General features: G+C 69.8%; 17 protein-coding genes. 8 read left to right on the top strand and 9 right to left on the bottom strand.

Annotated elements, in window-relative coordinates:
• Nucleotides 1-12: 12 nt before the first annotated feature.
• Nucleotides 13-1,167, top strand: coding sequence for a polysaccharide biosynthesis/export family protein (locus QTI20_RS21235; RefSeq protein ID WP_286554516.1), 1,155 nt, complete (start codon nucleotides 13-15; stop codon nucleotides 1,165-1,167).
• A gap of 19 nt (nucleotides 1,168-1,186) precedes the next feature.
• Entirely contained in the window at nucleotides 1,187-3,442 is a 2,256-nt protein-coding gene (locus QTI20_RS21230; RefSeq protein WP_286554517.1) for a polysaccharide biosynthesis tyrosine autokinase, read from the top strand.
• A gap of 93 nt (nucleotides 3,443-3,535) precedes the next feature.
• Here QTI20_RS21230 and QTI20_RS21225 read toward each other — a convergent pair whose 3' ends face one another.
• From QTI20_RS21225 to QTI20_RS21200, 6 genes are all read right to left on the bottom strand, one after another.
• Entirely contained in the window at nucleotides 3,536-4,768 is a 1,233-nt protein-coding gene (locus QTI20_RS21225) for a glycosyltransferase WbuB (protein ID WP_286554518.1), read from the bottom strand.
• A 49-nt stretch (nucleotides 4,769-4,817) separates the two neighbouring features.
• Nucleotides 4,818-6,188: an O-antigen ligase family protein gene (locus QTI20_RS21220; protein WP_286554520.1), complete on the bottom strand. Its 1,371-nt coding sequence runs from the start codon at nucleotides 6,186-6,188 to the stop codon at nucleotides 4,818-4,820.
• On the bottom strand, nucleotides 6,185-7,165 hold the full coding sequence (locus QTI20_RS21215; protein ID WP_286554522.1) for a hypothetical protein: 981 nt from the start codon (nucleotides 7,163-7,165) through the stop codon (nucleotides 6,185-6,187). The genes QTI20_RS21220 and QTI20_RS21215 overlap by 4 nt, the downstream gene beginning before the upstream one ends.
• Nucleotides 7,166-7,179: 14 nt before the next feature.
• On the bottom strand, nucleotides 7,180-8,148 hold the full coding sequence (fcl, locus tag QTI20_RS21210) for a GDP-L-fucose synthase (protein ID WP_286554523.1): 969 nt from the start codon (nucleotides 8,146-8,148) through the stop codon (nucleotides 7,180-7,182).
• 201 nt (nucleotides 8,149-8,349) lie between these two features.
• A complete protein-coding gene (locus tag QTI20_RS21205; RefSeq protein ID WP_286574260.1) occupies nucleotides 8,350-8,961 on the bottom strand; it encodes a sugar transferase in 612 nt (203 codons plus the stop codon).
• 494 nt (nucleotides 8,962-9,455) lie between these two features.
• Entirely contained in the window at nucleotides 9,456-12,698 is a 3,243-nt protein-coding gene (locus tag QTI20_RS21200; protein WP_286554526.1) for an Rne/Rng family ribonuclease, read from the bottom strand.
• A gap of 543 nt (nucleotides 12,699-13,241) precedes the next feature.
• On the opposite strand from QTI20_RS21200, the gene QTI20_RS21195 reads away from it, so the two are divergent.
• From QTI20_RS21195 to QTI20_RS21180, 4 genes are read left to right on the top strand one after another with little or no spacing between them, the layout of a single operon-like run.
• Nucleotides 13,242-14,273, top strand: coding sequence for an RluA family pseudouridine synthase (locus QTI20_RS21195; protein ID WP_183024502.1), 1,032 nt, complete (start codon nucleotides 13,242-13,244; stop codon nucleotides 14,271-14,273).
• Nucleotides 14,270-14,941, top strand: a complete 672-nt coding sequence (locus QTI20_RS21190) for an HAD-IA family hydrolase (RefSeq protein ID WP_183024501.1) — start codon at nucleotides 14,270-14,272, stop codon at nucleotides 14,939-14,941. Before QTI20_RS21195 ends, QTI20_RS21190 begins: the two co-directional genes overlap by 4 nt.
• 38 nt (nucleotides 14,942-14,979) lie before the next feature.
• Nucleotides 14,980-15,345 carry a Rieske (2Fe-2S) protein gene (locus tag QTI20_RS21185; protein ID WP_286554528.1) on the top strand — a complete coding sequence of 122 codons (366 nt, stop codon included), beginning with the start codon at nucleotides 14,980-14,982 and terminating at the stop codon, nucleotides 15,343-15,345.
• 60 nt (nucleotides 15,346-15,405) lie between these two features.
• Entirely contained in the window at nucleotides 15,406-16,446 is a 1,041-nt protein-coding gene (locus QTI20_RS21180) for a S49 family peptidase (protein WP_286554529.1), read from the top strand.
• A gap of 7 nt (nucleotides 16,447-16,453) precedes the next feature.
• Here the strand turns inward: QTI20_RS21180 and QTI20_RS21175 are convergent, their stop codons facing one another.
• The 3 genes from QTI20_RS21175 to QTI20_RS21165 are packed head-to-tail and all read right to left on the bottom strand — an operon-like array spanning nucleotide 16,454 to nucleotide 18,931.
• Nucleotides 16,454-17,593, bottom strand: a complete 1,140-nt coding sequence (locus tag QTI20_RS21175) for an MFS transporter (RefSeq protein WP_183024498.1) — start codon at nucleotides 17,591-17,593, stop codon at nucleotides 16,454-16,456.
• Between the two features lies 1 nt (nucleotide 17,594).
• The gene (locus QTI20_RS21170; RefSeq protein ID WP_286554532.1) at nucleotides 17,595-18,353 is read right to left on the bottom strand and encodes an SAM-dependent methyltransferase; all 759 of its coding nucleotides are present in this window, start codon (nucleotides 18,351-18,353) and stop codon (nucleotides 17,595-17,597) included.
• A complete protein-coding gene (locus QTI20_RS21165; protein ID WP_286554533.1) occupies nucleotides 18,350-18,931 on the bottom strand; it encodes a Maf family nucleotide pyrophosphatase in 582 nt (193 codons plus the stop codon). The genes QTI20_RS21170 and QTI20_RS21165 overlap by 4 nt, the downstream gene beginning before the upstream one ends.
• A gap of 38 nt (nucleotides 18,932-18,969) precedes the next feature.
• On the opposite strand from QTI20_RS21165, the gene QTI20_RS21160 reads away from it, so the two are divergent.
• Both QTI20_RS21160 and rpmF read left to right on the top strand, forming a co-directional pair.
• Nucleotides 18,970-19,518, top strand: coding sequence for a YceD family protein (locus QTI20_RS21160; protein ID WP_286554534.1), 549 nt, complete (start codon nucleotides 18,970-18,972; stop codon nucleotides 19,516-19,518).
• Between the two features lie 169 nt (nucleotides 19,519-19,687).
• On the top strand, nucleotides 19,688-19,870 hold the full coding sequence (gene rpmF / locus QTI20_RS21155; protein ID WP_183024494.1) for a 50S ribosomal protein L32: 183 nt from the start codon (nucleotides 19,688-19,690) through the stop codon (nucleotides 19,868-19,870).
• Nucleotides 19,871-19,882: the final 12 nt, after the last annotated feature.

The following is a 19,882-nucleotide window of genomic DNA, read 5'->3' as shown; positions in this document are numbered from 1 at the left end:
GTGGAGTCCGGTTTGAAAAGTTTTGTAGTACACGCTGCTCTGTTCGCCTCTGCCGCCCTGGTGCTGCAGGGGTGCGCTCCGCTCGCCCCCGGCTTCAGCTCGGCCAGCAGCGAGGCCAGCAAAGCCGTGTCGCCCTCGGGCTATGCGGGCCCCAATGACGACCCGCCGCCCGCCGGTGCCCTGACCGCCATCACCCCGGCGCTCATCCAGGCGCAGAACAAGGCGGTCTCGGCCGGGATCGGCCCCGAGGTGCTGGCGCTGATCGGCAACCCCGAGGCCTACCGCATCGGCCCGGGCGACGTGATCGGCATCGTGGTCTACGACCATCCGGAGATCGCCTTCAGCAGCACGCCGGCGACCACCGTGGCCGACCCGGCGAGCATCTCGCCCGCGCCGGGCTTCATCGTCTCGGACACCGGTCAACTGACCTTTCCCTATGCCGGTCCGCTCAACGCCGCCGGCATGACGGTGCAACAGATCGAGGACACGCTGGTCCAGCGCCTGTCCCGCGTCTTCAAGAAACCGCAGCTGAGCGTGCGCGTGACCGCCTTCCGCAGCAAGCGCGCCTATGTCGAGGGTGAAGTGCGCTCGCCGGGCCTGTTGGTGTTCACCGACATTCCCATGACGCTGGCCGAGGCGCTCAACCGCGCCGGCGGCCTGCTGCCCAACGGCGACCGCTCCTTCGTGACCCTGACGCGCAACGGCGTCACCACCACGCTGGACCTGGTGGGCCTGGCCGGCGCGGGCGTCGACCCGACCCGCATCCCGCTGAAGAACGGCGACATGGTGATGGTGCGCGGGCGCGACGAGCGCAAGGTCACGGTGATGGGCGAAGTCCTGCAGCAGGCCGCCATCCCGATGCGCAACGGCCGCCTGAGCCTCAACGAGGCGCTGAGCGAGGTCGGCGGTGTCAACCTGAGCTCGGCCAATCCGCGCCAGATCTATGTGGTGCGCAACGAACCCAAGGGCGGCCAGTCGCTGTTCCATCTCGATGCGCGCACGCCCACGGCGCTGGCGCTGGCCGACCAGTTCGCGCTGCGGCCGAGGGATGTGGTCTATGTCGATCCCGTGCCGCTGGTGCAGTGGAACCGCGTGATCAGCCTCATCCTGCCCTCGACCGCGACCGCGACCTCGGTTCGCGACCTGTCGCGGCCGTCGACGCGCTGATTTTCAGAGTATCCAGCCGATGAATTCCACCACTCCTTATTCCAACACCGACCTGTCCGCAGCCAGCGAGGGCGGCGGTGACGTGGACTTCGGTCGCTACGTCGACGTGTTGCGCACCCAGAAATGGATGATCCTGGCGATCACGCTGGTGGTGCTGGCGATCGGCATCGCCTACGCCCTGCTGGCGCGGCCCATCTACGAGACCGCCGTGGTCGTGCAGGTCGAGGACGGCAACGGCAACAACTCCAAGGGCGTGCTCAACGAGGCCGCCGGCCTGTTCGACCTGCGCACCCCGACCAGCGCCGAGATGGAAATCATCCGCTCGCGCATGGTGGTGGCACCGGCGGTCGAGGCGAGCAAGCTCTACATCGCGAGCTCGCCGCGCTACATCCCCTACATCGGCGGCTGGATGGCGCGCCGCTCGAACGGCCTGTCGGAACCGGGCTTCCTGGGCCTCAAGGGCTATGTGTCGGGCACCGAGCAGATCGTCGCTTCGAGCTTCGACGTGCCCGAGGCCCTTGAGGGTTCGGAATTCCGCGTGACCGCCCTGGGCGGCGGCCGCTACAGCCTGGCGAACCCGCGCCTCGCGACGCCGCTCGAGGGCACCGTCGGCACGCTGCTCAAGGCGCAGACCGACGAGGGCGTGGTCGAGCTCATGATGGACCGGCTGTCCGGCAAGGCCGGGGCGGAGTTCGACCTGGTGCGCCATCGCAAGTCCGGCGTCGTGGCCGAGGTGCAGGCCGGCCTGTCGCTCTACGAGCGCGGCAAGCAGTCGGGCATCATCGAGGTGTCGACGCGCGGCTCCAACCCGTACCAGATCACGCGCGTGCTCAACGCCGTCGGCGCCCAGTACGTGCGCCAGAACATCGAACGCAAGGCGGCCGAGGCCCAGAAGACGCTGGCCTTCCTCGACGTGCAGCTGCCGCAGTTCAAGCGCCAGCTCGAGGCTTCCGAAGAGATCTACAACCGCTTCCGCAACCAGAAGGCCACCGTCGCCTTCGGCGAAGAAGCCACGGCCATCCTGGGCGAGGCGGTGGACCGCCAGAGCAAGCTGCTCGAGGCCCAGCAGCGCCGCCGCGAGCTCGAGAGCCGCTTCACCGCCGAGCATCCTTCGGTGCAGACGCTCGATGCGCAGATCGCCGCGCTGCAACGCGACATCGGCAACATCCAGACGCGCATCAAGGGACTGCCGGCGATCCAGCAGGAAGCCGTGCGGATGGAACGCGACGTCAAGGTCAACACCGAGCTCTACCAGTCGCTGCTGAACAATGCACTGCAACTGCGCCTGGTGAAGGAAGGCAAGGTCGGCAACGTGCGCGTGCTCGACGAGGCCCTGGTGCCGACGCTGCCGATCAAGCCCCGCCGCTCGGTCATCGTCGGCGCGGCCCTGGCCCTGGGCCTGTTCCTGGGCATCGTCGCCGCCTACCTGCGCAATGCCTTCATCGAGCAGCGCATCCGGGATCCGCATGAAGTCGAGAGCCACAGCGGCCTGCCGGTCTTCTCCACCATCCCGCTGAGCAACGCGCAGGACGCGATCGCCAAGCGTCGCCTGACCGGCGCCACCGGCGTGCGCCTGCTGGCCATCGAGCACCCGGACGATCCGGCCGTCGAGAGCCTGCGCAGCCTGCGCACCGCGATGCAGTTCGCGATGCTGGAAGCGCCGAACAACCGGGTGATGATCACCGGCGCGACGCCGGGCGTGGGCAAGAGCTTCGTCACGGCCAACTTCGCGGCCCTGATGGCCGCCGCGGGCAAGCGCACGCTGCTGATCGATGCCGACCTGCGGCGCGGCCATGCGCACCAGTACTTCGGGCTGCAGCGCCACGGCGGCCTGTCGGAACTGATCGCCGGCAGCCTGACCGTGCAGCAGACCGTGCACCGCCAGGTGGTGCCCGACCTCGACTTCCTGGCCACCGGCCAGCTGCCGCCCAACCCGTCGGAACTGCTGGTGTCGGAGTCCTTCAAGTCGATGCTGGAGAAGCTCTCCGATCTGTACGACCTGATCGTGATCGACACGCCGCCGGTGCTGGTGGCGGCCGACACGATGACCGTGGCGGCACACACCGGCACGGTGCTGCTGGTGGCGCGCGCCGACCAGTCGACCATGGGCGAGCTGCGCGAGAGCACGCGCCGCCTGGCCCTGGGCGGCCGTGCCGCGACCGGTGTGCTGCTCAACGCCATGGACGTCGAGCGCCGCGCCTACACGCCCTACAAGTACGGGCGCTACCGCTACACCAACTACAACTACGACAGCATCCTGCCCGACGAGCAGTGAGAGCCGGCGGGGCGGCATGCCCGCCTCGGCGACACCATGAAAAAACCGCCCTCGAGGCGGTTTTTTCATGGGTGCGGCGCGAGGGCCGGACGCTCAGGCTCCGGGCCGGCCGATGCAGTCCTGCAGGTCGCGTTCGAAACGCGCGAGCACCGCGTCGCGGTCCAGGCGCTCTTCGGCATAGCGACGGGCGCGCAGGCCGAGTTCGCGGCGCAGCGCGGGGTCGGCGGCGAGCTGCAGCAGGGCCTCGGCGAAGGCCGCGGCATCCTCCGGCGGCACGATGCGCCCGCATTGCGCCACCACCTGGCCCAGCTCCGTCTCGGGCCGTGCGCCGGCCAGCACCGGCCGGCCGCTGCTGAGCATGCCGGTGAGCTTCGAGGGCATGACCAGGTCGGCCGCATCGGCGCGCTGCGGCAGCAGGTGGACGTCGGCCAGGCCCAGCAGGTCGCCCAGGCGCTCGACCGGCTGCAGGTCGATGAAGCGCACGCTGCCGAGCCCGGCGCAGCGCGCCATCAGCGCGTCGCGTCCGGCGCCGCCGCCGCAGAAGACGAACACGATGTCGGTCCGCGCGCGCAAGGCGAGCGCGAGATCCGCCAGCAGTTCGAGGCCCTGCTTGGCGCCCATGTTGCCGGCGTAGAGCGCGACCACGGCATCGTCGGTGATGCCGAGCTCGGCGCGGTAGGGGCTCGCTGCCGCCAGCGGCCGGATGGCCGAGATGTCGGCCCAGTTGGGGAAGGACAGCAGTCGCGCGGACTGCACGCCCTTGGCGCTGGCACGCTCGAGCATGCGCTGCGAGATGGTCGAGACGCGGTCGAAGCGGCCCAGCAGCCAGCGTTCGGCCGTGGCCACGAAGGACCGCAGGCGCGCGCCCTTGAGCAGCCCCAGCTCGAAGGCCGCATCGACCTCGTAGTCCTGGATGTGCAGCCAGGCCTTGGCCGAGCGCAGCCGTGCGAAGGCCAGTCCGGCCGGGGTGCAGAACAGCGGCGGCTCGGTCATCCAGATCACGTCGGGCTTCCAGCGCCACTGGGCCAGCAGCGCGGGGATGCTGGCCAGCGCGAAGCTCGCCAGGTGCAGCAGCCGGCGCGTCCCGTTGACCTTGGTGGGCACCCACAGCGGGGTGCGGAACACCTGCGCGCCGTGCCAGGTCTCGCGGGCGTAGCGCGTCGCGCTGTAGCCGGCGTGCACTTTCCACTCGGGGTAGTAGGGCGGGGCGGTGATCACGCGGACCTCGTGCCCCCGCGCGCTCAGCCAGGCCACCATTTCGCCGCTGTATTTGCCGATGCCGGTGAGTTCGGGTGCGAAGTTGATGCCGTAGACGAGGAGTTTCATCGGTGCGGGAAAGGGGAAGGGGCGGATCGGCGTCCGTCGCAGCCACCGCTCACTTGGAGGGCAATCGCACCGGCGGGAAGAAATCGTTCGAAGGGTAACGGAACTGCAGCAGGAAGCAGCCCAGCAACAGGCCCAGCAAGGCATTGGCCGTGAGCTGGCCGATGGCCGGCCAGGTCATGAGCGCGATCACCAGCGTCAGCCACACCAGGATCGGAAAGCCGGTGTGCCGCTGGGCCGACAGCCTGAGGCTGTAGACCAGCGCCGTCAGCAGCAGCAGCACCTTGAGCGCGATGAAGGCGAAGCCCAGCAGGCCGCCCTCGAGCAGGATGCGCCCGGTTTCCGATTCGGCCAGCCCGAAGTTGGTGGCGCTCGCGTTGAGCGCGGTCGCGAGGTTCGAGCCCGCGCCCAGGCCGGCGCCCAGCCAGGTCGAGGCGCCGAACACGTTCGGCTCGCCGATGAAGGTGGCGAGCAGACGGTCGGGGAAGTCCTCGCCGCTGGCGGCCTGCTCGAAGCGCTGCTGCGTGACCTGCACCGCGTCGGAGAGGAAGAACACGAAGGCCGCGGTCAGCACGCAGGCCACCAGCGCCGCGCCCAGCGCCGCCGGCTTGTCGCGGTTGCGGGCGAACAGCACCCGGGTGGCGAGGTAGGCGGCCAGCATGAAGGCGGCCGAGAGCACCGCCGCGCGGGAGCCGCTCATCAGGCTGCACAGCAGGAAGGCGCCGAAGCCGAGGAAGGCGAACAGGCGCTGGCGACGGCCCTGCTTGCGGGCCGCGAGCACGCCGAAGACCAGCGGCGCCGCCATGATCAGGTAGGTCGCGTAGCCCGAGGTGAAGCTGAAGGTGCCGGTGGTCCGCACCACGCCGGCGATGGCCACGAACACGGTGTCCTCGTCGCCGTCGAGCTGGCGGTTGATGGTGGCGCCGGGCGCCGAATAGTGCTGCAGCACCGCCAGCGGGGCCAGCACCATCACGGTCGCGACGACCAGCCGCACGGCCGCGCGGTAGTCGGCCTCGTTCATCGAGGCGGCGGCAGCCACCCCGAACCAGATGTAGAGCAGCCAGAAGCGCATGCCGATCAGGAACACGATCGGCGAGCTCTCGCCGGCCACCATCTGCATCAGCCCCCAGGCGACCACGCAGCAGGACCAGGCCAACAGCGGAACCGTCACCTTGGCATAGCGATGCAGCTGGCCCGACCAGGCCGCCTGGGCGATCACCGCCACCGCCAGCAGGTCGCGCATGCCGATCAGCGGCAGCGTCAGCGACGACGCCACCCACTTGCGGACCGCGCCCTCGAACACCACGATCAGCAGCACCGCGATGAACATGCGGCCGGCCGCGCTGAGCGTCGACGCGCGGCCCGTGGCGCGGGCGCCCGGCGCGGCCGGCATCGGCTGGGAGTAGACGGCGCCCTGCTTCATGCGCGGGCCTCCCGGCTCAGCGCCTGCAGGGCCGCGGCGTGGGCCTGGATGCAGTGCGGTTCGTACCAGCGGCGCGCGGCGCGGCCGATGGCCTGCGGATCGAGCCCCGGGTCGCGCTCCAGCGCGTCGAAGCCGGCGGCGTATTCGACATCGGGCTGCATGCCGTCGCAGGGCGCGAGGTCCTTGGTGAGCAGGATCGGGCAGGTGCCATGCGAGGCGTAGGCGGCGAAGATGCCGCTCTTGCCGACGAAGTCGGCGGGATAGGCCAGCGCGCCGTGGCGGGCCTGGGACAGGGCTCGGCTCACCTCCTTGGCCGGCAGCATCCCGCGCACCTGCACCCCTTCCTCGATCAGGCGGTTGGCCAAGGCGCGGTCCTGCAGCGGCGCACCGATGTCGTCGATGCGCAGGCCATGGCGCTTGGCGAAGCGGAAGATCTCGCCATCGTTCCAGGCATAGGCCGGTGCGCGCATGCCGGCACTGCCGAAGACCACGATCGATGCCTCGCGTTCGTGTTCGGCCGCGGCGGGCTCGCCCACGTTCGAGAACACGGGCAGCACGCGGTGCGGCGCCTCGGGCGCCTGCGTGCGCAGCCAGCTCCCCGCGCGTTCGCGGTTGGTGAGCCAGAAGTCGGCCTGGCCGGCCAGCTCGCTGGCGATGCGCCGCTGCATGCCGCTGAGCCAGAAGGCCGAACGCCAGGGCGGGCCGGAGGCATAGAGCTCGTGAAAGACCACGCCGAACACGCGAAAGCGCTCGCGCAGGCTTGCGAGCTCCTCGAGCAGCCAGGAAGGAATGCCGCGCTTGTGATAGCCGTAGCCGCTGAAATGCAGCAGCAGCACGTCGCCGGACCAATCCTGCGTGTCGGTCTGGGCCGACAGCTCGCGCACCGGCGCATGGATCGAGCCGCCGACGATGGCGGCGTAGTCGCGCACCCCGCCGGTGCCGGGCGGAATCAGGGAGAGCGAGGTGGCGGCTTGCATGGTCGCTGGGAGTGTCAGGCGGCCACGCGTTCGTGGGCCAGGAAGTCCTGGTAGGCGCTCGCGATGCCCTCGCGCAGGCCGACGCGCGGGGCCCAGCCCAGGGCGCGGATGCGGGAGATATCGAGCAGCTTGCGCGGCGCGCCGTCGGGCTTGCTGGCGTCGCAGCGGATCTCGCCGCGGTAGCCGACCACTTCGCCCACCAGCTGCGCCAGTTCGGCGATCGACAGGTCTTCCCCGCAGCCGACGTTGATGTGGCTGTTCATCGGCTCGGTGCTGGCCGCATAGCGGTCGCGCGGCAGGTCCATGACGTGCACGCAGGCCGCGGCCATGTCGTCCACATAGAGGAACTCGCGCTTGGGCGTGCCCGTGCCCCAGATCACGACGGACGGCGCGGCGGCTTCGCGGGCTTCGTGGAAGCGGCGGATCAGCGCCGGCAGCACATGGCTGTTGTCCGGGTGGTAGTTGTCGCCGGGCCCGTAGAGGTTGGTCGGCATCACGCTGCGGTAGTCGGTGCCGTACTGGCGGTTGTAGCTCTCGCAGAGCTTGATGCCCGCGATCTTGGCGATCGCGTAGGGCTCGTTGGTGGGCTCGAGCTTGCCGGTGAGCAGGGCGTCCTCGGCCATCGGCTGGGCCGCCAGCCGCGGGTAGATGCAGCTCGAGCCGAGGAACAGCAGCCGCGTCACGCCGCTGCGCCAGGCCTCGTGGACCACGTTGGCCTCGAGCATCAGGTTGGCGTAGAGGAACTCGGCCGGATAGGTGGCGTTGGCATGGATGCCGCCCACCTTGGCCGCGGCCAGGTACACCGCGTCGGGCTTCTCGGTGGCGAAGAAGTCGCGCACGGCGGCCTGGTCGGTCAGGTCGAGCTCGGCGTGGGTGCGCGTGATGATGCGTTCGTGGCCCAGGGCTTCGAGTGCGCGCACGATGGCGCTGCCGACCATGCCTCGATGGCCCGCCACGTAGATGCCTTTGCGAAGCGCGTTCATGAAATCTCTGAGATAGGTTGACCGTCAGGCCGTCGCTGGAGGAAAGAAGGTTCGAGAGGACCGGAGGCCGGGCGGCGCATCGGCCGCTCGACCCGCTGGAACGGGCCTCTGCGCCGCATCATCCCTCGTTTGGCGCGAGGCTGGAAGCGGTGTGCGAAGCGGCCCCTTGCCGAGCCGCCGCTTTTGTCGAACGTCGCCCGCTCAGCGCGAGCCTTCGCCCGAGATCACCGCCTTCGCGGTCTTGGCGAGGATCTTGATGTCCAGCCAGAGCGACCAGTTGTTGACGTACTGCGCATCGAGTTCGACGCGCTGGGCATACGACAGCCGGTTGCGGCCGCTCACCTGCCACAGACCGGTGATGCCGGGACGCATGGCGCAGTAGTGGCCCCAGTGCTTGCCGTAGAGGCTGCGCTGGCGCTCCATGCAGGGGCGGGGGCCGATCAGGCTCATGTCGCCCTTGAGCACGTTCCAGAACTGCGGCAGCTCGTCCAGGCTCAGCTTGCGGATCAGGCGGCCCAGCGGGGTGATGCGCGGGTCCACTTCGAGCTTCTGGAAGGTTTCCCACTGGGTGCGGGCCACGTCGTTCTTGCTCAGGTAGTCGTCCAGGATGCTCTCGGAGTTGCGCACCATGGAGCGGAACTTGTAGAACTTGAAGCGCTGGCCGCCTTCGCCCATCCGGGTCTGGAAGAAGTGCACCGGCCGGCCCATGCTGATGGCGACGGCCAGGGCCACCACCAGATAGATCGGGCCGAAGAAGGCGAAGAAGGTCAGGGCCGCGGCGATGTCCACGCTTCGTTTGAGGCCGCGTTGCAACGGCGTCAGACCCTTCGGTTGTGCGGCGATGGGCGTGGGTGCGGGCTCCCCGCGCCCGGAGGGGCGGTGCCTGAGCAGATGGCCTTGCGCAGTCGAATCGGTACGAAACATGTGAATCCCCTTGGGGTTTCTGCCTACGGCGCGGCAGTGTAACGCTTTAATACTACAGGAAAGAATTTGAACACATTTGTTCTAGTTTGTCCTGTAAGTCTACGGTACTCATTTTTTATAGAGACCGCAGACCGGCACTATTTCACGTCCCACTTCATGTTGTGCGATGCAACATTCTAAATACGTTTGTAGAACTTTTGTACGAAGAAAAATCACGGTCTCTGAGGACCTTTGTTGCTACTTGTTTCCGAAGCGAGGGGGCAGGGTGACCACCGCAGCGACTGGCTTCGGGAAGGCGAAAAAAAAACGTCGGCCGCCGGTGAAGGCGGCCGACGTCGGGGTCGGCATGCGGGCACCCTGAGCGGGTGCCCCGGGGGCGGCGCTCAGCGAGCGGTGTCGCCCTCGTGCGCGGTGCGTTCGAAAGGCAGCACCGTGGCGGCCAGGTCGCGGCGCGTTTCGACCAGCACCAGCGGGCCTTCGTCGAGCACCGGCACGGGCGGGCGTTCACGCGGCACGTGGATCGGCTTGACTTCGGCCGCGATGGCGGCGCGCACCTGCGCGACGCGCTCGGCGTCGGAGTTCACCCAGTGCAGGCCCGAGCCTTCCGCCACCTGGGCGAGTTCCGCCAGGGGCAGCTCGAAGGGCTGAACCTTCGGCAGCGCGCCACGGCCGTGGGCCGGCTGGCTGCTGGCCACCGCCGGTGCGGGAGCGGCGGGGCGAGGCGCGCGCTCGGTCCGGACCGGTGCGGCTTCCGCCCGCACGGCCTGGACTTCGGGCGCCGGCGCGGTCGGCACCACCGCAGCAGCCACGGTTTCGACGACCGGCTGTGCCGGCGCGACCGCGGGGGCGGCCGCTTCCGCGGCGACAGCCTCGGCTTCCGGTGCCGCGACGGTCTCGTCGCCTTCGCGCGGTGCGCGCTCGCGGCGATCGCGGCCGTAGCGGTCACGCGAGCGACCGCGGCGTTCGTCGCCGTCGCGGCGGGCGGCCTGTTCGGCCGCCGCACCGTTGTCGGACACGCCTTCGATCGCCTCGGGGTTCACGGCCGCGATGGCGTCGGACGCCGGCTCGGCGGGACGCGGCGCGCCGTCGCGGCGTTCGCGGCGGCCTTCGCCGGCGCGTTCGCCACGGGGCTCGCGGTCCTCGCGCGGTGCGCGCTCTTCGCGCGGCGCACGGTCTTCACGGGGGGCGCGCTCTTCACGCGGCGCACGTTCCTCACGCGGCGCGCGCTCGTTGCGCTCGGCGCTCGTGCCGTCCGAGGACGATGCATCGCCGTTCAGGAAGCGCGCGGGCGCTTCGGCCGTGCCGCGTTCGCGCGCCTCGCCGTTGCGCTCGCCGCCACGTTCACCACGTTCGCCACGCTCGCCGCGTTCACGGCGGGCGCGCGGTGCGCGCTCGATCGGCGCACCGTTTTCATCGACGGCCGGCGCCAGGTTCTGGACCGCTTCCTGCTGGCCGTCCGCGCCTTCCAGCGTCACCGGACGGTCGGCATCGCGGCGTTCGCCACGGCCGCCGTTGCGCGGGCCGCGGCCTTCGCGGCCGCCTTCACGGGGTTCGCGCGGTTCACGGGCTTCGCGCACGGGCGCGTCGGCACGGAGTTCGGTCCGGGCTTCACGCGGTTGGCGTTCGCCGGCGCGTTCACCCGAACGTTCGCCACCGCGACCGCCGCGGCGTTCGCCGTCGCGGCCGTTGCGGCCTTCGCCGTCACGGCCGCCGCGGCCTTCACCGCGGCCACCGCGGCGCTGTTCGCCGTCGCGCGCCGAGCGGGCTTCGCCGTCGCGTCCGCCACGGCCATCGCGGCGCGGCTTGGGTGCTTCCACCGGAATGGCGCTGGCGGGGGTGCCGGTGCTGGGCGTCGCTGCGGGCTTGGCCGCGGGCGTCTCGGCACCGAACAGGCGCTTGATGAAGGCGAAGAAGCCGCGTTCGGCCGGCGCGGCCACCGGGGCTGCGGGCGGCGGTGCCACGGGCGGCTGCACCGCGACGGGGGGGCGCACCGGTTCGGGCTTGGGCACGGCGACCGGCGCCGGCGCGTCGGGCAGCACGCCCTTGATCACCGGCGTCTGCTTGTTGGTGGGTTCCTGCGAGCGGCGCGTCACCGAGGTCGGGTCTTCCACCTCCTCGGCCATCCTGTAGCTGGCCTGGATGTGGTCGAGGCGCGGGTCGTCGTGCTTGAGGCGCTCGAGCTTGTAGTGCGGCGTCTCGAAGGTCTTGTTCGGCACCATCAGCACGGTCACGCGCTGCTTGAGCTCGATCTTGGCGATCTCGGGGCGCTTCTCGTTGAGCAGGAAGGAGGCCACTTCGACCGGCACCTGGACGTGCACGGCGGCCGTGTTGTCCTTGAGGCACTCTTCCTGAATGATGCGCAGGATCTGCAGCGCGCTCGATTCGGTGTCGCGGATGTGGCCCGAGCCGCCGCAGCGGGGGCAGGGGATCGACGAGCCTTCGCTGAGCGCCGGCTTCAGGCGCTGGCGGCTCATTTCCATCAGGCCGAACTTGCTGATCGAGCCGAACTGCACGCGGGCGCGGTCTTGCCGCAGCGCGTCGCGCAGGCGGCTTTCGACCTCGCGGCGGTTCTTCGACTCGTCCATGTCGATGAAGTCGATCACGATCAGGCCGCCCAGGTCGCGCAGGCGCATCTGGCGCGCCACTTCGTCGGCGGCTTCGAGGTTGGTGCGGGTGGCGGTCTCTTCGATGTCGCCGCCCTTGATGGCGCGGGCCGAGTTCACGTCGATGGACACCAGCGCTTCGGTGTGGTCGATCACGATGGCGCCGCCCGAGGGCAGCTGCACGGTGCGGGCGTAGGCCGACTCGATCTGGTGCTCGATCTGGAAGCGGCTGAACAGCGCCGCGTCGTCGCGGTAGCGCTTCACGCGGGCCGCATGCTCCGGCATCACGTGGGCCATGAACTGCTGGGCCTGCTCGTAGATGTCGTCGGTGTCGATCAGGATGTCGCCGATGTCGTGATTGAAGTAGTCACGGATCGCGCGGATGACGAGCGAGGATTCCTGGTAGATCAGGAAGGCGCCCTTGGCGCCCTTGGCCGCGCCGTCGATGGCGGTCCAGAGCTTGAGCAGGTAGTTCAGGTCCCACTGGAGTTCGGGCGCCGAGCGGCCGATGCCGGCGGTGCGCGCGATGATGCTCATGCCCTTCGGGTACTCGAGCTGGTCCATCGCCTCCTTGAGCTCGGCCCGGTCGTCGCCCTCGATGCGGCGCGAGACGCCACCGCCGCGCGGGTTGTTGGGCATCAGCACGACGTAGCGGCCGGCCAGCGAGACGAAGGTGGTCAGGGCGGCGCCCTTGTTGCCGCGCTCTTCCTTCTCGACCTGCACGACCAGTTCCTGGCCTTCGCGGATCGCGTCCTGGATGCGGGCCTGGCTGGCCGACACGCCTTCGGCGAAGTACTGCTTGGAGATTTCCTTGAAGGGCAGGAAGCCGTGGCGGTCCTCGCCGTAGTCGACGAAACAGGCTTCGAGCGAGGGCTCGACGCGGGTCACGACGGCCTTGTAGATGTTGCCCTTGCGCTGTTCGCGCCCTTCGATTTCGATTTCGTAGTCGAGGAGCTTCTGCCCGTCGACGATGGCCAGGCGGCGCTCTTCCGGCTGCGTGGCGTTGATCAACATCCGCTTCATGATGCGTTGTCCTTAATAGATATATGCGTTCGAACCGGCCCCTGACGGGCCAACGATGCACGGACGACGCTTCGCGAAACGAGGGGGAATTGCCGCTAACACTCCGGCTGCCTGGCCGCCGCGCGAACGCGGCCGGCCGTTGTCGAGCGTCAGCTCAACGGCAGCAGGCGAGGGGGCGCATGGATGGGGGCGAGCCCGCGACGGTGTCGAGTCGCCATGGATGTCATGGCGGATTGCGCAGGGGTGGCGCGCGCTGCGGACAATTCCATGCCGGAGGCCGCTGGCATCAGCGGGCGCAGGCAAATTTGAATCAGCAGCATCAACACAAGTGGGCTCGCTTCGATCCGCCGGCAGCTTGGAGCCTGCCGGCTGGGTATTCCGTATCGGTGTTTCGTGGGCGTCGGCTTGGCTGGGGCGTCTTGTCTGCCACTTTGCGCTTCAGCGCGGGGTTTGCGGACTCGGCGCCCAAACGGCATCGACCTCACAGCGCTTTCGGTGGTGCTCTAAACTTCTGCTTAATCAAGCACTTACAAGACCGCGCTGGTGAAAAACATTATAGGTGCGAAGCCGGGCCCCGAAGCGGCCGAAGTCCGTTTTCTGACGGTCGATGAGGAATCGGCCGGGCAGCGACTCGACAATTTCCTGTTCCGCCATCTGAAAGGCGTTCCCAAGACGCATGTCTACCGGATCATCCGGTCGGGCGAGGTGCGCATCAACAAGGGGCGGGCGCAGGCCGAGACCCGGATCGAGGTGGGCGATGTGCTGCGCCTGCCGCCGGTGCGCATCTCGGCGCGCGCGGAGGAGGGCGGGGCGCCACCGGCGCCGCCACGCGAGTTCCCGCCGCTGCTGGAGGACGACGCGGTGCTCGCCATCGACAAGCCCGCGGGCGTGGCGGTGCACGGCGGCAGCGGCGTGAGCTTCGGCGTGATCGAACAGCTGCGCACCGCGCGCCCGGGCGCCAAGTTCCTCGAACTGGTGCACCGGCTCGACCGCGAGACCTCGGGCATCCTGCTGGTGGCCAAGAAGCGCAGCGCGCTGCTGGCGCTGCAGGACCAGTTCCGCGAGCGCGAGACCGGCAAGACCTACCTGGCGCTGGTCGAGGGCCGGTGGCCTGCCAACCGCAAGGTGCTGGACGCGCCGCTGGCCAAGTACCTGCTGCCGGACGGCGAACGCCGGGTGCGCGTGGTGGCCAAGGACCATCCCGACGCGATGCACGCCGTGACGCTGGTGCGCGTGCTCGCGAGTTTCGCCCTGCCCGGCGATGCCGCGCCCGCCTCGCTGCTGGCCGTGACCATCAAGACCGGCCGCACGCACCAGATCCGGGTGCACCTGGCTTCGGCCGGCCACGCGATCGCCGGCGACGACAAGTACGGCGACTTCGAACGCAACCGCCAGTTGCAAAAACGCGGCCTCAAGCGCATGTTCCTGCATGCTTGGCGGCTGCAGTTCAATCACCCGGCGGGCGGCCAGCGGATCTCGCTGCAGGCCGACCTGCCGCCGGAACTCCTGGCCTTCCTGCCACCCGAAGCCCTGGCTTCGCTCGCCACCCCACCTTCGCCTGCGCCTTCCCCATGACCGATGCTGTTTCCGCCCGCCGTTTCGACCTGATCGTCTTCGACTGGGACGGCACCCTCTACGACTCCACCCGCCTGATCGCGCGCTGCATCCAGGAGGCGGTCGTCGACGTCGGCGGCGCCCGGCCCAACGAGCGCGACGCCGCCTGGGTCATCGGCCTGGGCCTGGCCGAGGCGCTGGCCCGCGCCGCGCCCGACGTGCCGCGCGAGAAGTACGCCGAGCTCGGCGCCCGCTACCGCTACCACTACCTGCAGCACCAGGACGACGTGATGCTGTTCGACGGCGTGCTGCCCATGCTCGACGCCCTCAAGGCCCGCGGCCACCTGCTGGCCATCGCCACCGGCAAGTCGCGCCGCGGCCTCAACGAGGCGCTGGCCGCGCGCGACATGCGCGGCCGCTTCGACGGCTCGCGCACCGCCGACGAGACGCACGGCAAGCCCCATCCGCGCATGCTGCTCGAACTGATGGAAGAACTCGACGTGCCGGCCGAGCGCACGCTGATGATCGGCGACACCACCCACGACCTGCAGCTGGCCGTCAATGCCGGCTGCGCGGGCGTGGGCGTGGGCTACGGCGCGCACGAGGTGGCCGGCTTCGAGGCGCTGTCGCCGTTGCACGTGGCCCACTCTGTCGCCGAACTGTCGGATTGGCTGCGGGACAATGCCTGACTGCCAACCTCCACGCATCGATTGATCGACGAGCAGCCATGAGCGACATCATTCCCCTGTGCAATTCCGCCGACCTGGTCGAGGGTGGGCGGGCCGTGTCCTTCGATGTGGTGCACCAGGGCGAGAGCCTGCGCGCCTTCGCCATCCGCTTCGAGGGCCGGCCGCACGCCTACCTCAACCGCTGCACCCACGTGGCGATGGAGATGGACTACCAGCCCGACCGTTTCTTCGACGACAGCGGGCAGTGGCTGCTGTGCGCCACGCACGGCGCGGCCTACCAGCCCGACACCGGCGACTGCGCCGGCGGGCCCTGCCGTGGCGGGCTGGTGAAGATCACCCTGAGCGAGCGTGACGGCGTGGTGCACTGGCATACTGACTGGAACCTGCTGCCGCTCGTTTTCTAGGATGCCCTCCCTTCCTTTCCTCTCGCAGCTGTCGTTTGCCCGCAGGCTGCGCACACCCACATGACCGAACCCACCCGCACGGAACCCCAGGGTTTCGAGCCCTTCGAGCGGCCCGCGCCGCTTTCCTCCGCGCAAGCCGCCCCCACCATGTCCAAGAACGATCCCACTTCACAACCCGGCTGGGAGCGGGCCACGCTCGAGAAGCTCGCCTTCGCCGCCCTGCGCGAGCAGCGCGCGACACGCCGCTGGAAGACCTTCGTGCGCCTGGGCTGGCTGGCCTTCTTCATCTTCCTGGCCTGGTTCGCGGTGTCGCGCACCGCGACCAGCACCGCCGCGACCACGGCGCACACCGCGGTGGTGGAGATCAAGGGCGAGATCGCCAACGGCTCCGACGCCAGCGCCGAATTCGTGGTCGCGGCCCTGAAGACCGCCTTCGAGGATGCGGGCGCCAAGGGCGTGGTGCTGCTGATCAATTCGCCCGGCGGCAGCCCGGTGCAGGCCGGCATCATCAACGACGAGATCAAGCGCCTCAAGGCCAAGCACGGCAAGCCGGTCTACGCGGTGGTCGAGGAGACCTGCGCCTCGGCCGCCTACTACATCGCCGCCGCCGCCGACCAGATCTACGTGGACAAGGCCAGCATCGTGGGCAGCATCGGCGTGCTGATGGACGGCTTCGGCTTCACCGGCACCATGGAAAAGCTCGGCGTCGAGCGCCGCCTGCTGACCGCGGGCGAGAACAAGGGCTTCCTCGATCCGTTCAGCCCGATGAGCGAGCCGCAGCGCGCCCATGCGCAGCAGATGCTCGACCAGATCCACACCCAGTTCATCAACGTGGTCAAGGCCGGCCGCGGCGACCGCCTCAAGCTCGACACGCCGGGCCTGTTCAGCGGCCTGTTCTGGAGCGGCCAGCAGGCCGTGGACATGGGGCTGGCCGACCACCTCGGCAACGTCGACTACGTGGCGCGCGAGGTGATCAAGGCCGAGGACGTGATCGACTACACGCGCCGCGACAACGTGGCGGAGAAACTGGCCAAGAAGTTCGGCGCCGCGATGGGCAGTGCCTCGGTGAGCGCGCTGCGCAGCGCGCCGGCGCTGCGCTGAACCGCGTTCAGCGCGTGTTCGCGTAGCGTGCCGAGGCGGCCAGCGCGACCGCGAAAGCCACCACCGTGTAGAGCGCGATCGTCAGCGAGCTGACGCGCGCCAGCAGCCCGATCACCGGCGGGCCGGCCATGAAGCCCAGGTAGGCCGCGGCCGACACCGCCGCGATGCCGCGCGAGGGTTCGACGCCCGGCACCTGGGCCGAGGCCGCGAACAGGATCGGCACCACGTTCGCAAAGCCCACGCCCACGCCGGCGAAGCCCGCCAGCGCGAGCCAGGGCAGGTCGGTCAGCAGCACCAGGGTCATCGAGGCGGCGGCCAGCAGCGCGCTGGCGCGCAGCAGTTGCGCGGGTGCAAAGCGGGCGCGCAGCGCATCGCCGCCGAAGCGCGCGGCGGCCATGGCGGCGGAGAAGCTCGCATAGGCCAAGGCAGCCTGCTGCTGGGGCGCTCCCAGTTCCTGGTTCAGGTAGAGCACGCTCCAGTCGTAGATCGCGCCTTCGGCGATCAGGCCCAGCGCCGCCAGCACCCCCATCACCACCAGCGCGCCGCGCGGCAGGCGGAAGCCCGCGTCGGCATCGGCCGCGACGCCGGCGGGCCGGGGCAGCATGCGGGTAGACGAGCCCGCGATGGCGAGCGCCATCACGGCGGCCACGGCCAGCAGATGGGCCTGCACGCCCATGCCGGTGGCCAGCGCGGCGCCTCCGCTCACCGCGCCCACCATGCCGCCCAGGCTGAACATGCCGTGCATGCCGCTCATCAGGTGCGCGCCTTCATGCGCTTCCAGTTGCGCGGCGTCGGTGTTGATGGCCACGTCGAACACGCTGGTCACCAGGCCGAAGGCGGCCAGCAGGCCGAGCAGCGCCGCATAGCCGGGCATCAGGACCAGCAGGGCGATCAGCAGCGCGTAGACCGTGCCCGCGCAGCCGGCGATCCGGCGCGCGCCATGGCGGCCGATCCAGCGGCTGGCGCGCGTGATGCCGAACAGCGCGCCCACGCCCGCGGCCAGCATGGCGAAGCCCAGCTGCGCCTCGTCGAGGCCGTAGTGGGTCTTGATGGTCGGCACATGCACGCCCCAGGTCGCGAAGATGAAGCCGGAGCAGAAGAACTGGGTCCGGGTGGCCCAGCGGTTGCCGCGGGAGGTCGCGCCCATCTCAGCGGCCGATGGCGAACACGGCCGGCAGGCGGTCCTCGGTGGCCGCCGGCCTGGCACGCCAGGCCTTCACGGTTTCGCTGCGCACGCTGGCGTTGGCCAGCGTGAGGCCGCGCGCCACGGACAGGCGCGTGTGGTGCTGCAAGGTCTGGGTGAGCGACTGCAGCAGCGCGGCGTTGCGGTAAGGCGTCTCGATGAAGAGCTGGGTCTGGCCGGTCTTCAGGGCCAGCGCCTCGAGTTCGCGGATGCGCTGCACGCGGCCGTCGGCGTCCTGCGGCAAGTAGCCGACGAAGGCGAAGTTCTGGCCGTTGAGGCCGCTGGCGGCCAGCGCGAGCAGCAGCGACACCGGGCCGGTCAGCGGCACCACCTCGAGCCCCAGGTCGTGCGCGGCGCGCGCCACCGACGAGCCCGGGTCGGCCACCGCCGGCATGCCGGCCTCGCTCATCAGGCCCATGTCGTGGCCCTCCAGCGCCGCCGCCAGCAGCGGGCGGGCGTCGAACTGGCCCGCATGGTCGCCTTTCTTGTGCACCTCGCGCGGCAGCTCCTGGATCTGCTGCGCCTGCAGCGGCTGCGCCAGCGGCACGACGGCGTCGATGCGCTTGAGGTAGGCGCGCGCGGTCTTGGCGTTCTCGCAGATCCAGTGGGTGATGCCGGCCGCGGCCTGCAGCGTGCCCAGCGGCAGGGCGTCCTGCAGCGGGGCCTGGGTGTCGCAGCCGAAGTCCAGCGGGGCCGGGACGAGGTAGAGCTTGCCGCGGCTCACAGCAGGTCGACGCCGGCGGCGCGCAGCATGCGGCAGGTGCGGATCAGCGGCAGGCCGACGAGGGCGGTCGGGTCGTCGCTGTCGATCGATTCCAGCAGCGCGATGCCCAGGCCTTCGCTCTTGGCGCTGCCCGCGCAGTCGTAGGGTTGCTCGGCGCGCAGGTAGTTCTCGATCGCCGCGTCGCTCAGGTCGCGGAACACCACGCGCACCGGGGCCACGTCGTGGGCGACGAAGCCGCTCTCGGCGCAGATCACGGCCACCGCGGTCTGGAACACCATGGTCTGGCCGCGCATGCGCTGCAGCTGCGCGGTGGCGCGCGCGTGGTCGCCGGGCTTGCCCAGCGGCTCGCCGTGGAGGTCGGCCACCTGGTCGGAGCCGATCACCACGGCGCTCGGGAAACGGGCCGCCACGGCCTGGGCCTTGGCCAGCGCCAGGCGCTGGGCCAGCACCAGCGAGGTCTCGCCCGGCAAGGGTGTTTCGTCCACTTCGGGCGATTCGACGCTGAAGGGGCGCTGGAGGCGGGTGAGCAGCTCGCGGCGGTAGCGCGAGGTCGAGGCGAGGATCAGCGGACGTTGCATGGGGCGTGATTGTGCGTGAGCGGTTTAGACTGGCCGGGATGAACAGAGAATTTGTGCCTACCCGCCTCGATGTGACCGGTTTCGCCGAGGCCGCCGCCACCCTGCATGGCAGCGATCCGGTCGTGGGCTACGCCCGCCTGAGCGCCGAACTCGCCGAATCCGCCCCCGATGTGCAGGTGGCCTGGACCGCCCAGGGCGAAAGCCGCACCGGCAGCGACGGCGCGCCGGTGTCCTGGCTGCACCTGCACGCCGAGGCCACGCTGCCCTTCGTCTGCCAGCGCTGCCTGGCGCCGGTGTCGCTCGACCTCGAAGTCGATCGCTGGTTCCGCTTCGCGGCCGACGAAGAGGCGGCCGCGATCGAGGACGAGGAATCGGAAGAGGATGTGCTGGTGGCCGCGCGCGACTTCGACCTCAAGGGTCTGATCGAGGACGAGCTGCTCATGGAGATCCCGGTCACGCCGCGCCATGACGTATGCCCGGAACCGGTCCGGTTGTCGGCCGAAGATGCCGATTTCGAACAGGCCAACGAGGCCCGCCCCAACCCCTTCGCGGTGCTGGGCGGACTCAAGAAACCCAAGGGCGAATAGCGCCCGGTGCGGGTGATCTGGCGCAGCCGGATCGACCGCGCTATAATCGAGGGCTTCGCGCGCGCCGCCGTCGACCTTTTTGCAGGGTTTCCACTGGAGGATCTGCAAAAGACGCCAGGTCGATGCCGCCCCGCTTGCCCGCTCACCTAACCGAATTCCAGGAGCCATCATGGCCGTTCAGCAAAACAAGAAGTCGCCTTCCAAGCGCGGCATGCACCGTTCGCACAACGCACTCGTCGTGCCCGGTATCGCCGTCGAGCCGACCACCGGCGAAATCCACCTGCGCCACCACATCAGCCCGAACGGCTTCTACCGTGGCCGCAAGGTTCTGAAGACCAAGTCGGACTCCTGATCTCCGAACCCA

This window comes from Variovorax sp. J2P1-31 (assembly GCF_030317215.1).
Taxonomy (GTDB): Bacteria; Pseudomonadota; Gammaproteobacteria; order Burkholderiales; family Burkholderiaceae_C; genus Variovorax.
The sequence above is the reverse complement of the archived record's forward strand: the minus strand, read 5'-3'. Positions and strand labels throughout refer to the sequence as shown.

What these genes read in the sequence shown, in the direction of transcription:
- QTI20_RS21230 (WP_286554517.1), top strand. Translation starts at nt 1,187, where the DNA reads ATGAATTCCACCACTCCTTATTCCAACACCGACCTGTCCGCAGCCAGC.
- QTI20_RS21225 (WP_286554518.1), bottom strand. Translation starts at nt 4,768, where the DNA reads ATGAAACTCCTCGTCTACGGCATCAACTTCGCACCCGAACTCACCGGC.
- QTI20_RS21220 (WP_286554520.1), bottom strand. Translation starts at nt 6,188, where the DNA reads ATGAAGCAGGGCGCCGTCTACTCCCAGCCGATGCCGGCCGCGCCGGGC.
- QTI20_RS21215 (WP_286554522.1), bottom strand. Translation starts at nt 7,165, where the DNA reads ATGCAAGCCGCCACCTCGCTCTCCCTGATTCCGCCCGGCACCGGCGGG.
- fcl (WP_286554523.1), bottom strand. Translation starts at nt 8,148, where the DNA reads ATGAACGCGCTTCGCAAAGGCATCTACGTGGCGGGCCATCGAGGCATG.
- QTI20_RS21200 (WP_286554526.1), bottom strand. Translation starts at nt 12,698, where the DNA reads ATGAAGCGGATGTTGATCAACGCCACGCAGCCGGAAGAGCGCCGCCTG.
- QTI20_RS21190 (WP_183024501.1), top strand. Translation starts at nt 14,270, where the DNA reads ATGACCGATGCTGTTTCCGCCCGCCGTTTCGACCTGATCGTCTTCGAC.
- QTI20_RS21185 (WP_286554528.1), top strand. Translation starts at nt 14,980, where the DNA reads ATGAGCGACATCATTCCCCTGTGCAATTCCGCCGACCTGGTCGAGGGT.
- QTI20_RS21180 (WP_286554529.1), top strand. Translation starts at nt 15,406, where the DNA reads ATGACCGAACCCACCCGCACGGAACCCCAGGGTTTCGAGCCCTTCGAG.
- QTI20_RS21175 (WP_183024498.1), bottom strand. Translation starts at nt 17,593, where the DNA reads ATGGGCGCGACCTCCCGCGGCAACCGCTGGGCCACCCGGACCCAGTTC.
- QTI20_RS21165 (WP_286554533.1), bottom strand. Translation starts at nt 18,931, where the DNA reads ATGCAACGTCCGCTGATCCTCGCCTCGACCTCGCGCTACCGCCGCGAG.
- QTI20_RS21160 (WP_286554534.1), top strand. Translation starts at nt 18,970, where the DNA reads ATGAACAGAGAATTTGTGCCTACCCGCCTCGATGTGACCGGTTTCGCC.
- rpmF (WP_183024494.1), top strand. Translation starts at nt 19,688, where the DNA reads ATGGCCGTTCAGCAAAACAAGAAGTCGCCTTCCAAGCGCGGCATGCAC.